This window comes from Sphingomonas sp. SKA58 (genome assembly GCF_000153545.1).
GTDB classification, from domain to species: domain Bacteria; phylum Pseudomonadota; class Alphaproteobacteria; order Sphingomonadales; family Sphingomonadaceae; genus Sphingobium; species Sphingobium soli.
Genome location: NZ_CH959307.1, coordinates 700,045 through 718,799, shown reverse-complemented (window position 1 = coordinate 718,799; position 18,755 = coordinate 700,045). Strand labels below are relative to the sequence as shown.

Genomic DNA, 18,755 nt, shown 5'->3' with positions numbered 1-18,755 from the left:
AATCACCTTGACTCTTTCGTCGCGATCTTTAGGGCGGCCGACGGGCCACGCGGTCCCAACGCCGCGCGCGCTCTCTGCAAGGAGAAGCATGACATGACTGATCTGACTGCCGCCGACGCCACCATTGCGCCTGCCGCAAAGCCCGCCACCACGCCGGCGCGCCCCTTTTTCTCTTCCGGTCCCTGCGCCAAGCCGCCTGTATGGAGCGCCGACAAGCTGAGCACGGACTCGCTCGGCCGCTCGCACCGCGCCAAGATCGGCAAGAGCCGCCTCGCTTATTGCATCGACCTGATGCGCGAGATTTTGCAGCTGCCCGACACGCATCGCATCGGCATCGTCCCCGGCTCCGACACCGGCGCCTTTGAAATGGCGATGTGGACGATGCTGGGCGCGCGCCCGGTCACCACGCTCGCCTGGGAAAGCTTTGGCGAAGGCTGGGTGACGGACGCCGCCAAGCAGCTCAAGCTCGACCCCACCATCATCCGCGCCGATTATGGCCAGCTGCCCGACCTTGCCCAGGTCGATTTCAGCCATGACGTGCTCTTCACCTGGAACGGCACCACCTCTGGCGTGCGCGTGCCCAATGCCGACTGGATTCCCTCGACACGCGAGGGGCTGACCTTCGCCGACGCGACCAGCGCGGTCTTTGCCTATGATATCGACTGGACGAAGATCGACGTCGCCACCTTCTCCTGGCAGAAGGTGCTGGGCGGGGAGGGCGGCCATGGCGTCCTGATCCTTGGCCCCCGCGCGGTCGAACGGCTCGAAACCCACACCCCCGCCTGGCCGCTGCCCAAGGTCTTCCGCCTGATGGCCAAGGGCAAGCTTGCCGAAGGCATCTTCAAGGGCGAAACGATCAACACGCCCTCCATGCTGGCGGTCGAGGATGCGATCTTCGCGCTGGAATGGGGCAAGTCGCTGGGCGGCCTTGATGGCCTGATCGCCCGTTCCGACGCCAACGCGGCCGCTCTGGACAAGATCGTCGCCGACCGTGACTGGCTACATCATTTAGCTGCTGAGCCAGAATATCGTTCAAAGACCAGCGTGTGTCTGTATGTGGCTTTGTTCGATCAGGACATGATTAAGCGGTTTGCATCGCTTCTCGAGAAGGAAGGTGCAGCATATGACATCGCGGGTTATCGTGATGCGCCTGCGGGTTTGCGCATTTGGTGTGGTGCGACTGTCGATACGGCAGACATTGACGCCTTAGGGCCGTGGCTAGACTGGGCCTATGCTACAGTGAAGGCTGAAGAGCAGGCCAAGCACGAGGCTCCGCACTCTTAATTCGTCATTCCCGCGAAAGCGGGAACCCGTCTCCTGCCCCATCCTGCTGTGCCAACGTCGGGAGATGGATCCCCGCCTTCGCAGGGATGACGGGCAAACAAGGAACTGAAACATGCCCAAAGTCCTTATTTCCGACAAAATGGACCCCCGCGCCGCCGCCATCTTTCAGGAACGCGGCGTCGATGTCGACGTCATCACCGGCAAGACCCCCGAAGAATTGAAGGCCATTATCGGCGACTATGACGGCCTCGCCATCCGTTCGTCGACCAAGGTGACGAAGGAGATCCTCGACGCCGCGACCAACCTTAAGGTCATCGGCCGCGCCGGCATCGGCGTCGATAATGTCGATATTCCTTATGCTTCGGCCAAGGGCGTGATCGTCATGAACACCCCCTTCGGCAACTCCATCACCACCGCCGAACACGCCATCGCCCTCATGTTCGCGCTCGCCCGCCAGCTGCCCGAAGCGAACGCGCAAACGCAAGCGGGCCTGTGGCCAAAGAACGGCTTCATGGGCGTCGAAGTCACCGGCAAGACTTTGGGCCTCATCGGCGCGGGCAATATCGGGTCGATCGTGGCGACCCGCGCGCTTGGCCTCAAGATGAAGGTCGTCGCCTTCGATCCGTTCCTGACGCCCGAACGCGCCGTCGAAATGGGCGTGGAAAAGGCCGATCTCGACACGCTGCTGGCCAGGGCCGACTTCATCACGCTGCACACGCCGCTCACCGACCAGACGCGCAACATCCTCAGCCGCGAGAACCTCGCCAAGACCAAGAAGGGCGTGCGCATCATCAACTGCGCCCGGGGCGGCCTGATCGACGAGGCCGCGCTCAAGGACGCGCTCGATAGCGGCCAGGTCGCGGGCGCGGCGCTCGACGTGTTCCAGACCGAGCCGGCCAAGGAATCGCCGCTGTTCGGCACCCCGAACTTCATCTGCACCCCGCATCTGGGCGCATCGACCGACGAGGCGCAGGTCAATGTCGCATTGCAGGTCGCTGAACAGCTCAGCGACTATCTGCTCGACGGCGGCATCACCAATGCGCTTAACGTGCCGAGCCTCAGCGCCGAGGAAGCGCCTAAGCTCAAGCCCTATATGGCGCTCGCCGAGAAACTTGGCAGCCTGATCGGCCAGTTGGAAGGCGATGCCATCACCGGCGTCGCGGTCGAGGTCGAGGGCCAGGCCGCACAGCTCAACCCCAAGCCGATCACCGCCGCCGTCCTCGCCGGGCTGATGCGCGTCTATTCCGACACGGTGAACATGGTGAACGCGCCCTTCCTGGCCAAGGAGCGCGGCCTTGACGTGCGCGAAGTGCGCCATGACCGCGAAGGCGATTATCAGACGCTGGTGCGCGTCACCGTGACCACCGCCAACGGCGATCGTTCGGTCGCCGGCACGCTGTTCGGCCACGCCCAGCCGCGCCTTGTCGAACTGTTCGGCATCAAGGTGGAGGCCGATCTGGGCGGCACGATGCTCTACATCGTCAACCAGGACGCGCCCGGCTTCATCGGCCGCCTAGGCTCGACGCTCGGCGAAGCGAACGTCAATATCGGCACCTTCCACCTTGGTCGCCGCGACCAGGGCGGCGAAGCGGTGCTGCTGCTCTCGGTCGATGGCACTGTCACCGAACCGCTGCGCTGGGAAATCTGCAACCTCACTGGCGTCAACCAGGTCAAGCTGCTCCGCTTCGCGTGAAACGGCCTCACCGTTCGGTTCGAGCAGCTTCGAGCGAAGTCGAGAAGCATCGTCGAGAACAGTTCTCGACACGCTCGAACCGAACGGAGCCGGGGGATGGCCTCACCTGCAATTTCCGCTAAAGGGCCGTTCATGACTACCATCCCCCCCGGCCTCCTGCCCGAAGGGCTGTCCGACCGCCTGCCGCCCCAGGCCGAAGCGTCCGCGCGGCTGGTGCGGCGCGTGCTCGATACCGTCGCGACCCATGGCTATGAACGGGTCATGCCCCCGCTCGCGGAGTTTGAGGATACGCTGACCCAGCGGCTCACCTCCATGCGCGCGCAGGATCTGGTGCGCGTCGTCGATCCCGTGTCGCAGCGGACCCTGGCCTTCCGCCCGGACATGACCGCGCAGGTCGGCCGCATCGCCGCCACCCGCCTTGCCGCCGCGCCGCGTCCGCTGCGCCTGTCCTATGCCGGCCCTGTTATCCGGCAGAAGGCGACCCAGCTGCGCCCGGAACGCGAAAAGATGCAACTGGGCGCCGAACTGATCGGCAGCGACAGCGTCCCCGCCGCCGTCGAAATCGTCAACATCGCGATAGAGGCGTTGCAGGCCGCCGGCGTCACCGGCATCACCATCGACTTCACGCTGCCCGACCTTGTCGACATGCTCGCCGCCGGCCCGCTGCCGCTTGGCGATGCCCAGGTCGAGGCGGTGCGCGCCGAGCTGGACGCCAAGGATGCCGGCGCGCTCGCCGCCCATGGCCCGGCCGCCGCCGCCTATCTGCCGCTCATCGAAGCGACCGGCCCGTTCCATGCCGCGATGGAGCGGCTGGAGGCGTTCAGCGCCCGTGTCGGCGGCGCGATCGACAGCCGCATCGCGGGCCTGCGCGCCATCGCCAAACCGATCGGCTGGGACATCACCCTGACGCTCGATCCCACCGAACGCCATGGCTTTGAATTCCAGAACTGGTTCGGCTTCTCGATCTTCGCCGAAGGTTTCGTCGGCGAAATCGGCCGCGGCGGCAGCTACGCCATTGCCAGCGCCGACGGCGCGGATGAACCGGCGATGGGCTTTTCCCTCTATCCCGACCCGCTGATCGACGCGGGTTTCGGCGGCGACAGCCCGAAACGCCTGTTCCTGCCGCTCGGCCACGACCCCGCGCGGGCGGCGGAACTGCGGGCGCAGGGCTGGCACACCATCGCCGCGCTCCACGAGGGCGAAGACGGCGCCGCCCACCGCTGCTCCCACTGGCTCGACGGCCCGGACCCGCGCGCTTATTGACGCATAGGCGAAGCATCCCCGCTCTTTGCCGGGCGCCTTGGACGAACGACGGGGATGGGTGGTAAGCGGACTAAAAGCTTCGATCGATCAAAACAATATAGCAGCCATACGTCATCGTAATTACGGTGAAGCATGTTCTGCATTTTCGCGAGATTCGCTATGCTCTTTTCCCGCTGTGCTGCACTGGAAAATACAAAGGCAATGATGGCGGGCGGTGTTTTCCTGCTGTGCGCGTGCGCGTCTGACGTGACTGACGCATATGAGGATGGAGCCAACAGAGGGCAGATTTATGGCCCTGATCTTGCGATAGTGGGAACCTACGCATGGACCTTCGAGTCAAGTGAACTGTATATTTGTGACGATATGCCACAAATATGCACGAACAAGCGGAAGTATAGACAGGGTTGCTGGTTAAAATTTGAACCGGACGCGCTCCAGTATCTTACGCAGTGGGAAAAAGAAAACTCTACGCTTTCTCCGATCGCTGGAAAGGCATCGCTAAGCGGGCGAGGCAGAGTTTTGTCTGGGAAATTTATGGGAAATTATGCGTGTCAGATTAACATTACGAGCATTTCTCGCTTCGATGTAATCCAACAAGTGACGGATCGATAAATGGTGAGGGGACGAGTGGCTGCTCGGGCCTCGTGGCGTAAATCGACCTGGCCAATAGCGATCAGGGGTGGCAAGGAGACTGTCTGCTTTCTCGACGATCCGAACGGATAGACGCCGCTCTACTGCCAGTTCAGCGGCACCGCCCTCTCGACATATCCGGGACAATCGCAGCCCTCGACAGTGCAAAGCATTTCCGCCTCCGTGCCAGCATGATGATAACCGATTGCATGTCCGCAGTGGTCGCAATCGCCTGTAGCTCCGCTCCTGAACGTTTTGATGGTATCTCGTTCGGATCTACGTAAAAGCACGTCCAGCAGGCCACGCTTGCGAATGATCTCGCCGGTCCACCAAGTCGGCATTTGATGGTCATGGTCGAGGAAACCTTGGACCTTGATAAATATGGGGCCTCCAACCCGACCTTTCCAATCCGCATCCCATGTGACCGCCATGTATGGGCCATCGCTCGCGGGCCTTGTGTAGGTTTTCCCTAAGGGGATACGCTCCGCCAAATCAGCCCAAGCAAAATTCGCGACTTCGTATGCGACGTCGCTGACGCGGAGTTCAAGTTCGTCACGATCGGCATCGGTGGGCATTCGCGAAGAGTGGACCAACGGCTGCTTTCGGGCAAGCACATCTACCTTATGAACGTCCGAGAACGGTCGCTTCCTGCCATTCCTACAGTCGTCATGCCGGGCTTGACCCGGCATCCCGCTTTTCTTCGCTCACATGAAGAAGCGGGATCCCGGCTCAAGGCCGGGATGACGGTGAATGATGGTCGTTTCCACATAGCCCCCGTTCGCCCTGAGCCTGTCGAAGGGCCGCCCAGCTTCTCCGACCCGTGGCCGGGCCGCCGGGCGACCGCTAGATCCCTCCATCCCCCTTCCAATGTAGGATTTTCTCTGATCTACCCTTGGGGATGACGCCTGCGTCCCTCCCACATGGCCCCGCCGCCACCCCCGGCCCGCAACGCGCCGCTTCCCCGCGCCGCGCGCTCATCGTCGGGCCGTCGACGCCATCTTTGCCAGGTGTCGCTTCGTGGTCGCCTTATGGTCGCGTCGCGGTCGCTTCATGGGCGCATAGGCCCTGCCACACTATGAACTTCGGCCGAAGGCGACACGTTCTTGCGCCCCACTATCCCGACGCTCCGGCGCGCCCAGCCTTGACGCGGCGGCCCCACGCGGCTAACCCGCGCCCCGCATTCGGACGCCCCCGCGTCCCTCATCCCACCGGCATGTCGAGTCCCGTCGAAGGGCATGGCCGGTCACCGCGGCGGGCGGAAGGATTGTATCCATGGCAAATGTGACCGTGATCGGCGCCCAATGGGGTGACGAGGGCAAGGGCAAGATCGTCGACTGGCTGTCCGAACGCGCCGATGTCGTCGCCCGCTTCCAGGGCGGTCATAATGCCGGCCACACTCTGGTCGTGGGGGACAAGGTCTACAAGCTTTCGCTGCTGCCCTCGGGCATCGTGCGCGGCACGCTGTCGGTCATCGGCAACGGCGTGGTGCTCGACCCCTGGCATTTCCGGGATGAGGTCGCCAAATTGAAGGGGCAGGGGGTGGAGATCACGCCCGACAATCTCCAGATCGCTGAAACCTGCCCGCTGATCCTGCCCTTCCACCGCGACCTTGATGGTCTGCGTGAGGATGCCAGCGGCGCGGGCAAGATCGGCACCACCCGGCGCGGCATTGGCCCCGCCTATGAGGACAAGGTCGGCCGCCGCGCCATCCGCGTGTGCGATCTTGCCCATCTCGATGACCTCGGCCCGCAGATCGACCGGCTGACCGCGCATCATGACGCGCTGCGGGCGGGCTTCAATGAAGCGCCGATCGACCGCGCCGCGCTGATCGCCGAGCTCACGGAAATCGCGTCCTTCATCCTCCCCTTCGTCAAGCCCGTCTGGCTAACGCTCAACAAGGCCAAGAGCGAGGGCAAGCGCATCCTGTTCGAAGGGGCGCAGGGCACCTTGCTCGACATCGACCATGGCACCTATCCCTTCGTCACCTCGTCGAACACGGTGGCGGGCACGGCGGCGAGCGGCACCGGCCTTGGCCCCAGCGGCGCGGGCTTCGTGCTCGGGATCACCAAAGCCTATACCACCCGCGTCGGCTCCGGCCCTTTCCCCAGCGAACAGGATAATGACATTGGCCAGCGCTTGGGCGAGCGTGGCCATGAATTCGGCACCGTCACGGGCCGCAAGCGCCGCTGCGGCTGGTTCGACGCCGTGCTGGTGCGCCAGTCGGTCGCCGTGTCGGGCGTCACCGGCATCGCGCTCACCAAGCTCGATGTGCTCGACGGGTTCGAGGAACTCAGGATTTGCACCGGCTATCGCATCGGCGAGAGGACATTCGACTATCTCCCCGCCCATGCGCAGGACCAGGCGCGCGCGGAGCCGATCTACGAAACGATCGGCGGCTGGAGCGACACCACGGCGGGCGCGCGCAGCTGGGCGGACCTGCCGGCGCAGGCGATCAAATATATCCGCCGGATCGAGGAGCTGATCGGCTGCCCGGTCACGCTCGTGTCCACGTCTCCCGAACGCGACGACACCATCCTCGTCCGCGATCCCTTCGCGGATTGATGGCCATGGCAGGAGAACGCTTCGAGCGGCACAAACAGCCCTGGACGCAGGATGAAATCCAGAAGCTGCACAGCCTGGCGAAAAAGGGGATGGCCTTGAAGGCCATCGCCAGGGCGCTCACGCGCAGCGAGGAATCAGTCAAGGCCCGTGCCAAACAGGACGGGTTGTCGATCGCGAAACTGCGCTGATCGGCGGAACTGTAATTTTTCGTTGCGGCCCTTTTACCGGGGAGCCTCTCCGCTGATGTTGCGTTGCAGCATTTCTGTATTCGGAGAGCCACATGATCGTTGATCCCGTCCCCAGCTTCCGCCGCATAGCGTCCGAAGTCTGGAAGCCGCTGACGGTCCTGTTCATCTGGGATTGCGCGGTCACAGTCACTTATTATCTGCTGCCCTTCAAGGCGCCCGAATTGCCGCTCACCATCTTCGGCTCGGCGCTCGCCCTGTTTCTGGGCTTCCGGTCGAACAGCGCCTATCAACGCTGGTGGGAAGCGCGCACGCTCTGGGGCGCGATGATCAACGCCTCGCGCAACATCGCCCGCGCGACCCGTAACTTCATGCCCGACCCGGACGCCGCCGAACTCAAGCGTGAAATCGTCAAGCGGCAGATCGCCTATGTAAACGCGCTGCGCTGCCAGCTGCGCCGCCAGCCCATCGGCGATGATGTCACGAAATTCCTGACGGAGGAGGACAAGGGCAAGGCGCTCGCCCGCACCAATCCTGCCAACGGGCTGCTCGACAGCACCGGGCGGCGGATCGACATCGGCCGGCGCAACGGCTGGCTGGACACGATCCAGCAGACCCAGATGGAGGCCGTGCTGGTGGATATCGCCAATGCGCAGGGCGGGATGGAGCGGATCAAGAACACGCCGCTGCCCGTGCAATATCGCTATCTGCCTACCATCTTCACCCACATCTTCTGCATCGCCCTGCCCATCGGCCTCGTTGAAACGCTGGGCTTTGCCACGCCGCTGGGTTCGACGGTCGCGGGGCTGATGTTCCTGGCGGTGCTGCGCATCGGCGACGACCTGGTCGATCCCTTCGCCAACACGGTGCACGACAATCCGCTGACGGCCATGTGCCGCACGATCGAGATCGACCTGCTCCAGTCGATCGGCGACCCGGCGCCCGATCCGATCAAGCCGGCGCGCGGCGTGTTATGGTGAGTGGGCCAGCGCGAGGCGGCATCACCCCTTGCGCGGATCCTCCACCATGTCGGACGCCAGCTCCAGCCCGCGCCGGCCATCGGCCGATGTATGCGCCGGCGCCTTGGGATGCGGCACATCCTCGGGCTCCTCGACCTCCAGCATGCCTTCCCATTTGGTGATGACCGACGTCGCGATCGCGTTGCCCAGCACATTGGTCGCGGTGCGGCCCATATCCATGAAGTGATCGACCGCCAGGATGAAGGCGATGCCTTCCACCGGCAGGTCAAACTGGCCCAGCGTCGCGGCGACGACGACCAGGCTGGCGCGCGGCACGGCGGCGATGCCCTTGCTGGTCACCATCAGCACCAGCAATATGGTGATCTGCGTGGTGATCGGCAGGTCGATGCCATAGGCCTGAGCGATGAAGATGGTCGCGAATGTCGCGTACATCATCGACCCGTCTAGGTTGAAGCTATAGCCCAGCGGCAGCACGAAACTGTAGATTCGCCGCGGCACGCCGAACCGATCGAGCTGCTCCAGCATCTTGGGATAGGCCGCCTCGGACGACGCGGTCGAAAAGGCGATCAGGATCGGTTCGCGGACATACCGGACCAGCTTGATCATCCGCTTGCCCAGGAACAGCGATCCGGCAAGGAACAGCAAGCCCCACAGGCAGAATATCGCGATGTAGAATTCGCCGACCAGTTCGCCATAGGTCTGGAGCACGCCCAGCCCCTGCACGGTAATGGACGAGGCCAGCGCGCCGAAAACGGCAAGCGGCGCGACCCGCATGACATAGCCGGTCACTTGCAGCATCAGTTCGACCATCGCCTCGATCACCGTGACGATTGGCTTGCCCTTCTCGCCGATGGCCGTCAGCGCAACACCTACGAACAGCGAAAAGACGACGATCTGCAGGATCGAATTTTCCGCCATCGCCCCGATCATCGACGTGGGGAAGATATGGAGCACGAAGTCCCGGAAGTTGAGGCCCTCGGTACTCACGCCCGAATCGACACCCGACCGGACCAGGTTCAAGCCAGCGCCGGGCTGGAAAAAATTGACGAGGATGAGGCCCAGCGTCAGCGAAATCAGGCTGGCGATGATGAACCAGGCGAGCGCACGCCCGCCGATGCGGCCCAGTGCGGCGCTGTCGCCCATATGGGCGATACCAGCGACCAGCGTGGAAAAGACCAGCGGGGCGATGATCATCTTGATGAGGTGAAGGAAGATGTCGGCGAGCAGGTGGAAATATCCGGCCACATCCTTCGCGGTGGCTTCGTCGCCGCCGACCCAGAGATTGGCTACATATCCGGTCAGCACCCCCGCGACCATGCCGATGAGGATGAACGCCGTCAGTCTGTTTCGCATCAAGTTCCTCTAAGGCCGCCCACAGGCACGCCCCCGCCTTATGTGTACATCTGTCAGGCCAGACACCTAACAGGCGCATGGCCGCCCGGCAATTGCGCGCGTCCAGTCGCATCAGGGAAGACGAAGCAGGACCGCCTTTCCTCGTCTGCCGGTCGCCCTCCTAGTGAGGCTAACGGCATTTGTCAGGGATAGAGCAGCCCCTCGCGCCAGTTTGCGCCTTCCCTTTCGAACAGGCGGCGTTCATGCAGGCGGTGCGCGCGGTCCTGCCAGAATTCGATGCGGTCGGGCGTCACGCGAAAACCGGACCAGTGCGGCGGTCGTGGTACCGCACCGCCTTCGAAGCGCGCGCTTACCTCCTCGAAACGGTCCATGAAGACTTGCCGGTCGGGCAGGGGGCGCGACTGGTCCGATGCCCATGCGCCAAGCTGGCTGTCGCGGCTGCGCGTCGCGAAATAGGCGTCGGCGGTCGCGTCGTCGACAGCATCAACCTGTCCTTCGATACGGATTTGCCGCCGCAGCGACTTCCAATGAAACAGCAAGGCGGCATGGGGGTTTTCGAGCAAATCGCGCGCCTTGCGCCCTTCGAAATTGGTGTAGAAGATGAAGCCGTCCGGCCCGTGCCCCTTTAGCAGCACCATGCGCGATGACGGGCGTCCGCGTGCATCTGCGGTCGCCAGCGCCATGGCGTTGCTGTCATTGACTTCGGTTTTCCGGGCTTCGGCAAACCAGGCATCGAAAAGGATGAAGGGATCGGTCATGTGCGCTTTCTAGGCAGCTCGCGCTACGCTGTCGATATGCGCCATTTGACAGCCTTCTCCGCACATCCCTGACTTGAATGTCGGCGATGCATCGTCCACATAGGCGTCAAGTGATGCTTTTTTGCAACAGGTAGGATGAATGGCTGATCCCTATTCCACTTTGGGCGTAGCCCGTAGCGCCAGCGAGGCGGAGATCAAATCCGCCTATCGCAAGCTGGCCAAGGAACTGCATCCCGACCGGAACAAGGACAATCCTCAGGCTGCGGAAAAATTCTCCGCCGCGACCAACGCCTATGACCTGCTGTCCGACAAGGACAAACGCGCCCGCTTCGACCGGGGGGAGATTGATGTCGACGGCAATCCGACCGCGCCCTTCGGCTTTGGCGGCGGCAATGGCGGCTTTCGCGGCAACCCTGGCGGCCAGTCGGCTCATTTCGAATTTGGCGAAGGCGGGGCGGACTTCGGCGACATTTTCGAAGGACTGTTCGGCGGCGCAGGCCGCAGGGCAGGCGGTGGCGCGGGCTTTGGCGGTGGTTTTGGCCGGCAGGCACCGCCGCAAAAAGGTGCCAATGTCGCCTATCGGCTGGCAGTGCAGTTTACCGATGCCGCGACCCTGGCGCCACAGAGGATCACGTTGCAGGACGGCAAGACGATCGATCTCAAGCTTCCTGCCGGCGTGGACACTGGCACGCAAATGCGTTTGTCTGGCAAAGGGCAGGCGGGGCCGGGCGGCGCGGGGGATGCGATCGTGACGATCGAGGTCAAACCGCATCCCTTTTTCACGCGCGATGGCGACAATGTCCTGCTGGACCTGCCCATCACGCTGGATGAGGCTGTTAAGGGCGGCAAGGTCAAGGTGCCGACCGTCGATGGACCGGTCATGCTGGGCGTTCCGGCAGGCACATCGTCCGGCAAGACGCTGCGGCTGCGCGGCAAGGGGTTCACCGGCAAGGATGGGCGGCGCGGGGATCAGCTCGTGACGCTCCACATCGACCTGCCGGCCGACGATCCCGCGATCCGCGCTTTTGTGGACAACTGGCAGGATGCGCGCCCCGTGCGCGCCCATCTGGGCGTATGAGGCGTTAGGATCGGCTGATGCCGATGCCGTCTCCTCTCTCGCCGGAATCGCGCCGCCGGTCCGGACATGGCGCGCGGGCGCGCCTTCATCGCCAGATCGCCAGGGTGCGGCCGGGGTCGCATGGTTTCGAAGTGGCCAAACGTGTGCTGGTCGGCACCTATAGCGATGGTTTCATCCACGCGGGGAACCTTGCCTATCTCTCTTTGATGACGCTGTTCCCCTTCTTCATCGTCGCAGCGGCGGTAGCCAGCGTGTTTGGGCGCACCCAGGATGGTCTTCAGGCCCTCAACGCCTTTCTTTATACCGTGCCGCGCGGCGTGGCCGATGTCGTCCGCCAGCCGATCAACGATGTTCTGACCGCCCGCTCCGGACCATTATTGTGGCTGGGCGGACTGGTCGGGCTGTGGACGGTCGGAAGCCTCATCGAAACCATCCGCGACATATTGCGCCGCGCCTATGGCACGAAGAGCACGAAGGCCTTCTGGCAATATCGGTTGAGCGCCATCGGCATAACGCTGTTCAGCGTGTTTGCGGTCATGTTCGCCTTTTCGATGCAGGTGGTCATCACCGGGATCGACCAGTTTCTGGTGCGCCTCGTTCCCTGGGCGGACGACGCCATTGCGCTGGTCGCGTCGGCGCGGCTGGTGCCGATGGCGATCGTGTGCGTGGCGCTCTGGTCCTTGTTCGTGGCTCTGACGCCTACGGCATACAAGGATCGGCGTTTTCCCAAATGGCCTGGTGCGGTCGCCACCGCGCTCTGGTGGTATGGCACGACCTTGTTGCTGCCGCCCACATTGTCTCTGCTGGGGGGCTATGGGCGCACCTATGGCAGTCTTGCGGGCGTGATGATCACCCTTATTTTTTTCTTCCTAGTCGGCCTTGGCGTGGTAATTGGCGCGGAATTGAACGCGGCGCTGGCGGAATTTCCCGATGAGGAAACGGACGCGGCCGGGCAGGACAAAGGAAACGGAACGACGATATGACAGGCTTGATGGCAGGAAAGCGCGGCCTCATCATGGGGCTGGCCAACGACAAGTCGCTGGCCTGGGGCATCGCCAAGCAATTGCATGCGCAGGGCGCGGAACTGGCCTTCTCCTACCAGGGCGATGCGCTGGCCAAGCGCGTGCGGCCGCTTGCGGAACAGGTTGGCTCCGACTTCCTCATCGACTGCGACGTCACTGACATGGACAAGCTTGACGCCGCCTTCGCGCAGATCGAGCAGCGCTGGGGCGCGCTCGACTTCGTCGTCCACGCCATCGGTTTTTCCGACAAGAATGAACTGCGCGGCCTTTATGTCGATACGAGCCTGGATAATTTCCTGCTGACGATGAACGTGTCCGCCTACAGCTTTGTCGCCGTCACCAAGCGCGCCCGAGCGCTGATGCCGAACGGCGGCAGCATCCTGACGCTGAGCTATTATGGCGCGGAAAAGGTGATCCCACACTATAATGTCATGGGCGTAGCCAAGGCGGCGCTTGAAACCAGCGTCAAATATCTGGCGATGGACCTGGGGCCGGAAAATATCCGCGTAAACGCCATATCCGCGGGGCCGATCAAAACCCTGGCGGCCAGCGGCATCGGCGACTTCCGCTACATCCTCAAATGGAACGAGTTGAATTCGCCGCTGCGTCGCAACGTCACGATCGAGGATGTCGGCGGCGCGGGCCTGTATCTTCTCTCTGACCTGGCGGCAGGGGTGACCGGCGAAATCCATCATGTCGATGCGGGCTATAACGTCATCGGCATGAAGGCTGAAGATGCACCGGATATTGCTCTGGAAAAATAGGGCGCTGGACACATGAGTTTCAACAGCTTCGGTCGCGTCTTTCGCTTTACTACCTGGGGCGAAAGCCATGGGCCGGCCATTGGCGCGGTGGTCGATGGCTGCCCGCCCGGCCTGCCGCTTACCGAAGCGGACATTCAGCCATGGCTGGACTTGCGCAAGCCCGGCACGTCCAAATTCACGACCCAGCGGCGCGAGGCGGACCTTGTGCGCATCCTGTCGGGTGTTTTCGAGGGACGCACCACCGGCACCCCAATCAGCCTGATGATCGAGAATACCGACCAGCGGTCCAAGGATTATTCCGACGTCGCCAAGGCCTATCGCCCGGGCCATGCCGACTATGCCTATGACGCCAAATATGGGTTTCGCGATTATCGCGGCGGTGGTCGATCGTCAGCGCGGGAGACCGCCAGCCGCGTGGCGGCAGGCGCGGTGGCGCGGCTCGTCATCCCGGACGTCGACATCTTTGCCTATGTGAGCGAGATTGGCGGCGACGCGATCGACTACGCCAATTTCGATCCGGCGCAGATCGGTGAAAACCCCTTCTTCTGCCCGGACCGGCAAGCCGCCCAGCGTTGGGAGGCACTGGTCGACGCCGCGCGCCTTGACGGTTCGTCCCTGGGCGCGGTCGTCGAATGCGTCGCGTCCGGCGTGCCGGCGGGGTGGGGGGCACCGCTCTATGCCAAACTCGACAGCGAACTGGCCGCCGCGATGATGAGCATCAACGCAGTCAAAGGTGTCGAGATCGGCGACGGCTTTGCCGCGGCGCGGTTGCGCGGCGAAGACAATGCCGATCCCATGCGGCCGGGCGCCGATGGCCCCGCGTTCCTCGCCAATCATGCAGGCGGCATCGCCGGTGGCATCTCGACTGGCCAGCCGATCAAAATGCGGGTCGCCTTCAAACCGACCAGTTCCATCCTGATCCCCGTCGATACCGTAACGCGCGATGGCGACGCATCGCAGATCATCACCAAGGGGCGGCATGACCCCTGCGTGGGCATTCGCGGCGTGCCCGTGGTGGAAGCAATGATGGCGCTGGTCCTCGCCGACCAGAAGCTGCTTCACCGCGCCCAGTGCGGCGGTATAGGCGACTGACGCGCCGAACCGCGCCAATCCTGCGCCGGACGTCCGTTCCGTGCGAGACGACTCGCCTCTGTTACGCTAGGATGACACTCAACGCCCGCGGGAGGGCGTGCGGCAGAGCGTAAGCCTGGGGAGCGTCACTGCGCGTCAAAGCGTTTTTTGCGGAAAACGTGGCGATGAAAAAGCGTGGATTGACGGTCAAAACGTCCCCTCAACGCCGCGACACGGGCCAGCCATGCAACCATGGCTGGCCCATTTCGTTGACCGGGGCTAAAACGCGGCTTCACGCGTTCCAGGGGGCCAACGCCAGATGCATTTCATGTCCGCGCTCTTGGGCGTCTACCGCGCGGAAATCGGCCTCGTCATCCTGGCGCTGATGTTCGTGGAATTTGTGCGCGAACGCTATTCGCCGACCGTTGTTTCCGTGCTGGGCGCCTGCGCCTATGCCGCGCTGGGATTGCTGGATGAAAAGGGGCTTTTTTCCGTCTTCTCCAATGGCGCCCCGCTGACGATCGGCGCTATGTTCGTGCTGGCGGGCGCGTTGATCCGGACCGGCACGATCAATCGGGCGGCCGATTTTGTCATGAAACGCGCGGAAAAACATCCGCGCCTGGCGGTCGTGGAGGTCATGCTGGGCGCGACGGTTGCGTCCGCATTCCTCAACAATACGCCCGTCGTCGTCGTGCTTATTCCCATCATCTTCAAATTGTCGCAGGTGACGGGCGTGCCACTCAAGAAATTGATGATGCCGCTGAGCATCGTGGCGGTGCTTGGCGGCTGCATCACGTTGATCGGCACATCGACCAACCTGATCGTCGCGGGCATCGCGGCGGATCAAGGGATGACGCCCTTCGGCATTTTTGACATTGCGCCCTTCGGCATTGCGGGAACCGTCGCGGGGCTGGCGGCGCTCGTTGGACTGTCCTTCCTGCTGCCCAGCGATCCGCCAGCGATTTCGGGCCAGGATGGCGGCAATGCGCAGGATTATCTGACCGAACTGGTGGTCCCGCATGACAGCGATTATATCGGCAAGGACATCGGGTCATTGACGGTGTTCGGGCGCTCGGCGGCGCTGCTGGGCCTCAAGCGGGCTGGCGAGATACGGCGCGGTGACCTGTCGCAGGAGGAACTTCACGCCGGCGACCGCCTGATCGTTCGCGCCGATGGCACCGCGATCATGACGCTGCGCGAATCAGGCCATTTCGAACTGGGCATCGCCGCGGATTCCGAAACATCGGGGCGTGAAGGCACGGTGATCGAGGCGATGGTCGCGCCAAGCCACCCCTCGATCGGCGAACGGCTGATGGATATTCCGTTTTTGCATGCCTTGCGCGTGCGCATCATCGGCATCAACCGCGCCCGGCACCTGCCCGGTCCCAATCTGGCGGAGGCCCGCATCCGCGGCGCTGACCGGCTGTTGATTGCGGGCAGCGACGACGCGATGCGCTCGCTGCGCGACAATCCCAATCTCATGGGCGTCGACATCAGCCGCACCCGCGCCTTCCGCCGCAACAAGGCCTGGATCGCGATCCTCGCCATGGCGATGGTGATTATCCTGTCGGCACTGGGCATCATGGGCATCGGCCTTGCCGCGATCATTGCTGTCGGCGCGATCCTTGCCACGCGCTGCATCGATGCCGAGGAAGCCTGGGCCGCGATTGACGGGGACGTCCTGGTGCTGATCTTCGCCATGCTGGCGGTCGGCGTGGCGCTGGAGCAGGCAGGCAGCGTCGCGATGATGGTGGGATGGATCACGCCGCTGATGCAGGTCGCGCCGCCCTGGGCGCTGATCTTCATCGTCTATTTCACCGCGCTCATCCTGTCTGAACTGCTGAGCAACAATGCGGTGGCGGCACTGATGACGCCAATCGTCATCGCGCTGGCGCACCAATTGCAGGTGGATGCGCGCCCGCTCGTCATCGCGCTGATGATTGGGGCGTCGGCCTGTTTCGCAACGCCGATTGGCTATCAGACCAACGCGCTGGTCTATGCGGCGGGCGACTATCGCTTCGCCGATTTCGTCCGCATCGGCGTGCCTCTCAACATCATCGTCGGCCTGGCGGTCTGCGGCGCGTTGGTGTTGCTGGGATGAGCGGCCAGTTGTACCGGGTCGGCCCTGTCAGGCGGGCAGGCGGACGGGCATAAGGCCGTCAACGAAAGGATATTCCTCATGAGCAGCCTGCCCTTCACCCAGGTCGATGCCTTTGCCGACGCACCCTTTACCGGCAACCCGGCCGCTGTCATGCCGCTCGATGCCTGGCTGGACGACGAGACGCTTCAGGCGATCGCGCAAGAAAACAACCTCTCCGAAACCGCCTTTACCGTATCGACGCCGGATGATCCGGATGCCGATTATGCGCTGCGCTGGTTCACGCCGACGCTGGAAGTAAAGCTGTGCGGTCATGCTACGCTGGCGAGCGGTCATGTGCTGATGGAGGGCGATGCGGTCCGCTTTCGTACGCGGCATGCCGGGATTCTCAGCGTATCGCGGGCCGGACAGGGCTATGCCCTGTCGCTGCCGGCTTGGACCATGACGCCGCGCGATTTGCCCGATCTCTCCGAAGGGCTGGGTGGCGCTCCCATCGAGTCGCATTGGCGCGACGGCGGCTACAGCCTTTTCCTCTTTCCCGATGAAGCCGCCGTGCGCGCGCTGAGCCCGGATTTTGCCGCGCTGCGGTCACAGGGCGACGTCATGCTGATCGCCACCGCGCCCGGCACGGACAGCGACATCGTCAGCCGCGTCTTCGTGCCCGGCGGCGGCGTGGATGAGGACCCGGTGACGGGCTCGGCTCATTGCCTTCTCACGCCCTTCTGGGCGGAGCGGCTCGGCAAAACGCAGATCAGCGCAGAGCAGGCGTCTGCTCGCGGCGGTCGGCTCGGCTGCGCGCTGGAGGGCGACCGCGTGATGCTAACCGGCGCCTGCCGCACCGTGATCGAGGGACGCTTCCTGCTTTAACCCGGAAACAATCCCATCAACCGCGCCAGTCCCGCGCGCACCGCGCGCCGCTCCTCCTTTCGCGGCGACATGCCAATGCGCACCACGGTCAGCCGCTGCGATGGTGATATCAGGATATATTGGCCATTATGCCCGACGCAGCCGAACAGGCTTTCGGGCGCTTGGCCCGGCATCAGCGCGCTTTCATCGCTGTTGCGGTTCAGCCAGATATGCAGCCCGTAGGCCGGATTGCGCCGCGACGGCGTCGTCATCAGATCGATCCATTTTTCCGGCAAAATCTGGTGTCCTGCGGGCGTGCGTCCGCGCCGGCGCAACAATTCGCCAAAGCGCCCATAGTCGCGCGCGGTCATGTGCAGGATGCTCCCGCCGATCATCGTGCCATGGGCGTCATATTCAGGGGTCAGGCTCGGCAGCCTGCCCGGTGCCTTTAGCCGTCCGTCGATGAACATCTGCATCGCGCGCCGGCGCACGTCCGGGTCCTCGCTATTGGTCAGCATCCGGGTCATCAGGTCCGACAGAATCATCGTGCTGCCGGTCGAATAGGCGAAGCTCTCGCCCGGCGCATGGGCCAGCGGCTTGGCTTCGGCATAGGCGGCCATGTCCTGCGCGCCGTCCTGGAACAGCATGCGCACCGTATCGCCCGCCGTGACCGGATCGCCATCCTCGACATGGTCGATGCCCGAACTCATGGTCAGCAATTGCCGCAGGGTGATCTTTCCGCGCGGATCACCCGGCTGGCTCCAGGCGGGCACCGGCACGGGAGCGTCGAGCGCCAGCCTGCCGTCCGCGACCATCAGTCCGGCCAGCACGCCGGTCACGGTCTTCGCCATCGACCAAGCAAGCAGTTTGGTATCGGGACCAAAGCCCGGCGCATAGCGTTCCGCAACAATATTGCCGTCGCGCATCACCAGCAATGCGCGGGTCTGACCCATGGCTTCATCGTCGAACAGCGGGTCGATCGCGGCGCGTAGCGCGTTTTCGCCTGCCACGACATCGGGGGCGACCATATAGACCGGCTCGGGGGTCGGGGCGACGCGCCCCGCCAGCGATCCTGCGATTACCAACGCGGCAACGCCTGCGCCCAGGCCAAGACGCTTTACGATTCGGCTGTCGATCTGCATAAGCCGGCGCCTTTACAGGCGAGCGC

16 protein-coding genes are annotated in these 18,755 nt (G+C 63.6%); 12 read left to right on the top strand and 4 right to left on the bottom strand.

All coding sequences use genetic code 11. From position 1 onward, the window contains the following. Positions 1–93: 93 nt before the first annotated feature. From SKA58_RS12870 to SKA58_RS12860, 3 genes are all read left to right on the top strand, one after another. Complete coding sequence (locus SKA58_RS12870) at positions 94–1,284, top strand: phosphoserine transaminase (RefSeq protein ID WP_009822881.1); 1,191 nt, start codon at positions 94–96, stop codon at positions 1,282–1,284. A 112-nt stretch (positions 1,285–1,396) separates the two neighbouring features. Next, complete coding sequence (gene serA / locus SKA58_RS12865; protein WP_037543156.1) at positions 1,397–2,977, top strand: phosphoglycerate dehydrogenase; 1,581 nt, start codon at positions 1,397–1,399, stop codon at positions 2,975–2,977. A gap of 132 nt (positions 2,978–3,109) precedes the next feature. Beyond that, the gene (locus SKA58_RS12860; protein ID WP_009822879.1) at positions 3,110–4,240 is read left to right on the top strand and encodes an ATP phosphoribosyltransferase regulatory subunit; all 1,131 of its coding nucleotides are present in this window, start codon (positions 3,110–3,112) and stop codon (positions 4,238–4,240) included. Positions 4,241–4,971: 731 nt separating this feature from the next. Here the strand turns inward: SKA58_RS12860 and SKA58_RS12850 are convergent. After that, on the bottom strand, positions 4,972–5,445 hold the full coding sequence (locus SKA58_RS12850; RefSeq protein WP_009822877.1) for a hypothetical protein: 474 nt from the start codon (positions 5,443–5,445) through the stop codon (positions 4,972–4,974). Positions 5,446–6,142: 697 nt separating this feature from the next. Here SKA58_RS12850 and SKA58_RS12845 point away from each other — a divergent pair. The 3 genes from SKA58_RS12845 (at position 6,143) to SKA58_RS12835 (ending at position 8,597) form a co-directional block, all read left to right on the top strand. After that, positions 6,143–7,432 carry an adenylosuccinate synthase gene (locus SKA58_RS12845; protein WP_009822876.1) on the top strand — a complete coding sequence of 430 codons (1,290 nt, stop codon included), beginning with the start codon at positions 6,143–6,145 and terminating at the stop codon, positions 7,430–7,432. A 5-nt stretch (positions 7,433–7,437) separates the two neighbouring features. After that, complete coding sequence (locus SKA58_RS12840; RefSeq protein WP_037543566.1) at positions 7,438–7,620, top strand: hypothetical protein; 183 nt, start codon at positions 7,438–7,440, stop codon at positions 7,618–7,620. A 92-nt stretch (positions 7,621–7,712) separates the two neighbouring features. After that, positions 7,713–8,597, top strand: a complete 885-nt coding sequence (locus SKA58_RS12835; RefSeq protein WP_009822874.1) for a bestrophin family protein — start codon at positions 7,713–7,715, stop codon at positions 8,595–8,597. A gap of 21 nt (positions 8,598–8,618) precedes the next feature. Here SKA58_RS12835 and SKA58_RS12830 read toward each other — a convergent pair whose 3' ends face one another. After that, positions 8,619–9,950: a dicarboxylate/amino acid:cation symporter gene (locus SKA58_RS12830; protein ID WP_009822873.1), complete on the bottom strand. Its 1,332-nt coding sequence runs from the start codon at positions 9,948–9,950 to the stop codon at positions 8,619–8,621. Between the two features lie 182 nt (positions 9,951–10,132). Further along, positions 10,133–10,708 carry a pyridoxamine 5'-phosphate oxidase gene (gene pdxH, locus SKA58_RS12825; RefSeq protein WP_009822872.1) on the bottom strand — a complete coding sequence of 192 codons (576 nt, stop codon included), beginning with the start codon at positions 10,706–10,708 and terminating at the stop codon, positions 10,133–10,135. A gap of 139 nt (positions 10,709–10,847) precedes the next feature. Here pdxH and SKA58_RS12820 point away from each other — a divergent pair, with 139 nt between their 5' ends. From SKA58_RS12820 to SKA58_RS12795, 6 genes are all read left to right on the top strand, one after another. Next, entirely contained in the window at positions 10,848–11,786 is a 939-nt protein-coding gene (locus SKA58_RS12820; RefSeq protein WP_009822871.1) for a DnaJ C-terminal domain-containing protein, read from the top strand. A gap of 17 nt (positions 11,787–11,803) precedes the next feature. Further along, positions 11,804–12,769, top strand: coding sequence for a YihY/virulence factor BrkB family protein (locus tag SKA58_RS12815; protein WP_009822870.1), 966 nt, complete (start codon positions 11,804–11,806; stop codon positions 12,767–12,769). Next, positions 12,766–13,572, top strand: coding sequence for an enoyl-ACP reductase FabI (gene fabI / locus SKA58_RS12810; protein WP_037543152.1), 807 nt, complete (start codon positions 12,766–12,768; stop codon positions 13,570–13,572). Before SKA58_RS12815 ends, fabI begins: the two co-directional genes overlap by 4 nt. A 12-nt stretch (positions 13,573–13,584) precedes the next feature. Next, entirely contained in the window at positions 13,585–14,664 is a 1,080-nt protein-coding gene (gene aroC, locus SKA58_RS12805) for a chorismate synthase (RefSeq protein WP_009822868.1), read from the top strand. Between the two features lie 298 nt (positions 14,665–14,962). After that, positions 14,963–16,744 (top strand): SLC13 family permease, encoded by a 1,782-nt coding sequence (locus SKA58_RS12800; protein ID WP_009822867.1) that lies wholly within the window; start codon positions 14,963–14,965, stop codon positions 16,742–16,744. 78 nt (positions 16,745–16,822) lie between these two features. Beyond that, positions 16,823–17,608 (top strand): PhzF family phenazine biosynthesis protein, encoded by a 786-nt coding sequence (locus SKA58_RS12795; protein WP_009822866.1) that lies wholly within the window; start codon positions 16,823–16,825, stop codon positions 17,606–17,608. Here the strand turns inward: SKA58_RS12795 and SKA58_RS12790 are convergent. Further along, on the bottom strand, positions 17,605–18,729 hold the full coding sequence (locus tag SKA58_RS12790; protein ID WP_009822865.1) for a serine hydrolase domain-containing protein: 1,125 nt from the start codon (positions 18,727–18,729) through the stop codon (positions 17,605–17,607). The two genes, SKA58_RS12795 and SKA58_RS12790, sit on opposite strands and share 4 nt — an antisense overlap. Between the last annotated feature and the right edge of the window lie 26 nt (positions 18,730–18,755).

What these genes read in the sequence shown, in the direction of transcription:
- SKA58_RS12830 (WP_009822873.1), bottom strand. Translation starts at nt 9,950, where the DNA reads ATGCGAAACAGACTGACGGCGTTCATCCTCATCGGCATGGTCGCGGGG.
- aroC (WP_009822868.1), top strand. Translation starts at nt 13,585, where the DNA reads ATGAGTTTCAACAGCTTCGGTCGCGTCTTTCGCTTTACTACCTGGGGC.
- SKA58_RS12800 (WP_009822867.1), top strand. Translation starts at nt 14,963, where the DNA reads ATGCATTTCATGTCCGCGCTCTTGGGCGTCTACCGCGCGGAAATCGGC.
- pdxH (WP_009822872.1), bottom strand. Translation starts at nt 10,708, where the DNA reads ATGACCGATCCCTTCATCCTTTTCGATGCCTGGTTTGCCGAAGCCCGG.
- SKA58_RS12835 (WP_009822874.1), top strand. Translation starts at nt 7,713, where the DNA reads ATGATCGTTGATCCCGTCCCCAGCTTCCGCCGCATAGCGTCCGAAGTC.
- SKA58_RS12815 (WP_009822870.1), top strand. Translation starts at nt 11,804, where the DNA reads ATGCCGATGCCGTCTCCTCTCTCGCCGGAATCGCGCCGCCGGTCCGGA.
- SKA58_RS12845 (WP_009822876.1), top strand. Translation starts at nt 6,143, where the DNA reads ATGGCAAATGTGACCGTGATCGGCGCCCAATGGGGTGACGAGGGCAAG.
- serA (WP_037543156.1), top strand. Translation starts at nt 1,397, where the DNA reads ATGCCCAAAGTCCTTATTTCCGACAAAATGGACCCCCGCGCCGCCGCC.
- SKA58_RS12840 (WP_037543566.1), top strand. Translation starts at nt 7,438, where the DNA reads ATGGCAGGAGAACGCTTCGAGCGGCACAAACAGCCCTGGACGCAGGAT.
- SKA58_RS12870 (WP_009822881.1), top strand. Translation starts at nt 94, where the DNA reads ATGACTGATCTGACTGCCGCCGACGCCACCATTGCGCCTGCCGCAAAG.
- SKA58_RS12860 (WP_009822879.1), top strand. Translation starts at nt 3,110, where the DNA reads ATGACTACCATCCCCCCCGGCCTCCTGCCCGAAGGGCTGTCCGACCGC.
- SKA58_RS12790 (WP_009822865.1), bottom strand. Translation starts at nt 18,729, where the DNA reads ATGCAGATCGACAGCCGAATCGTAAAGCGTCTTGGCCTGGGCGCAGGC.
- SKA58_RS12820 (WP_009822871.1), top strand. Translation starts at nt 10,848, where the DNA reads ATGGCTGATCCCTATTCCACTTTGGGCGTAGCCCGTAGCGCCAGCGAG.
- SKA58_RS12850 (WP_009822877.1), bottom strand. Translation starts at nt 5,445, where the DNA reads ATGCCCACCGATGCCGATCGTGACGAACTTGAACTCCGCGTCAGCGAC.
- SKA58_RS12795 (WP_009822866.1), top strand. Translation starts at nt 16,823, where the DNA reads ATGAGCAGCCTGCCCTTCACCCAGGTCGATGCCTTTGCCGACGCACCC.
- fabI (WP_037543152.1), top strand. Translation starts at nt 12,766, where the DNA reads ATGACAGGCTTGATGGCAGGAAAGCGCGGCCTCATCATGGGGCTGGCC.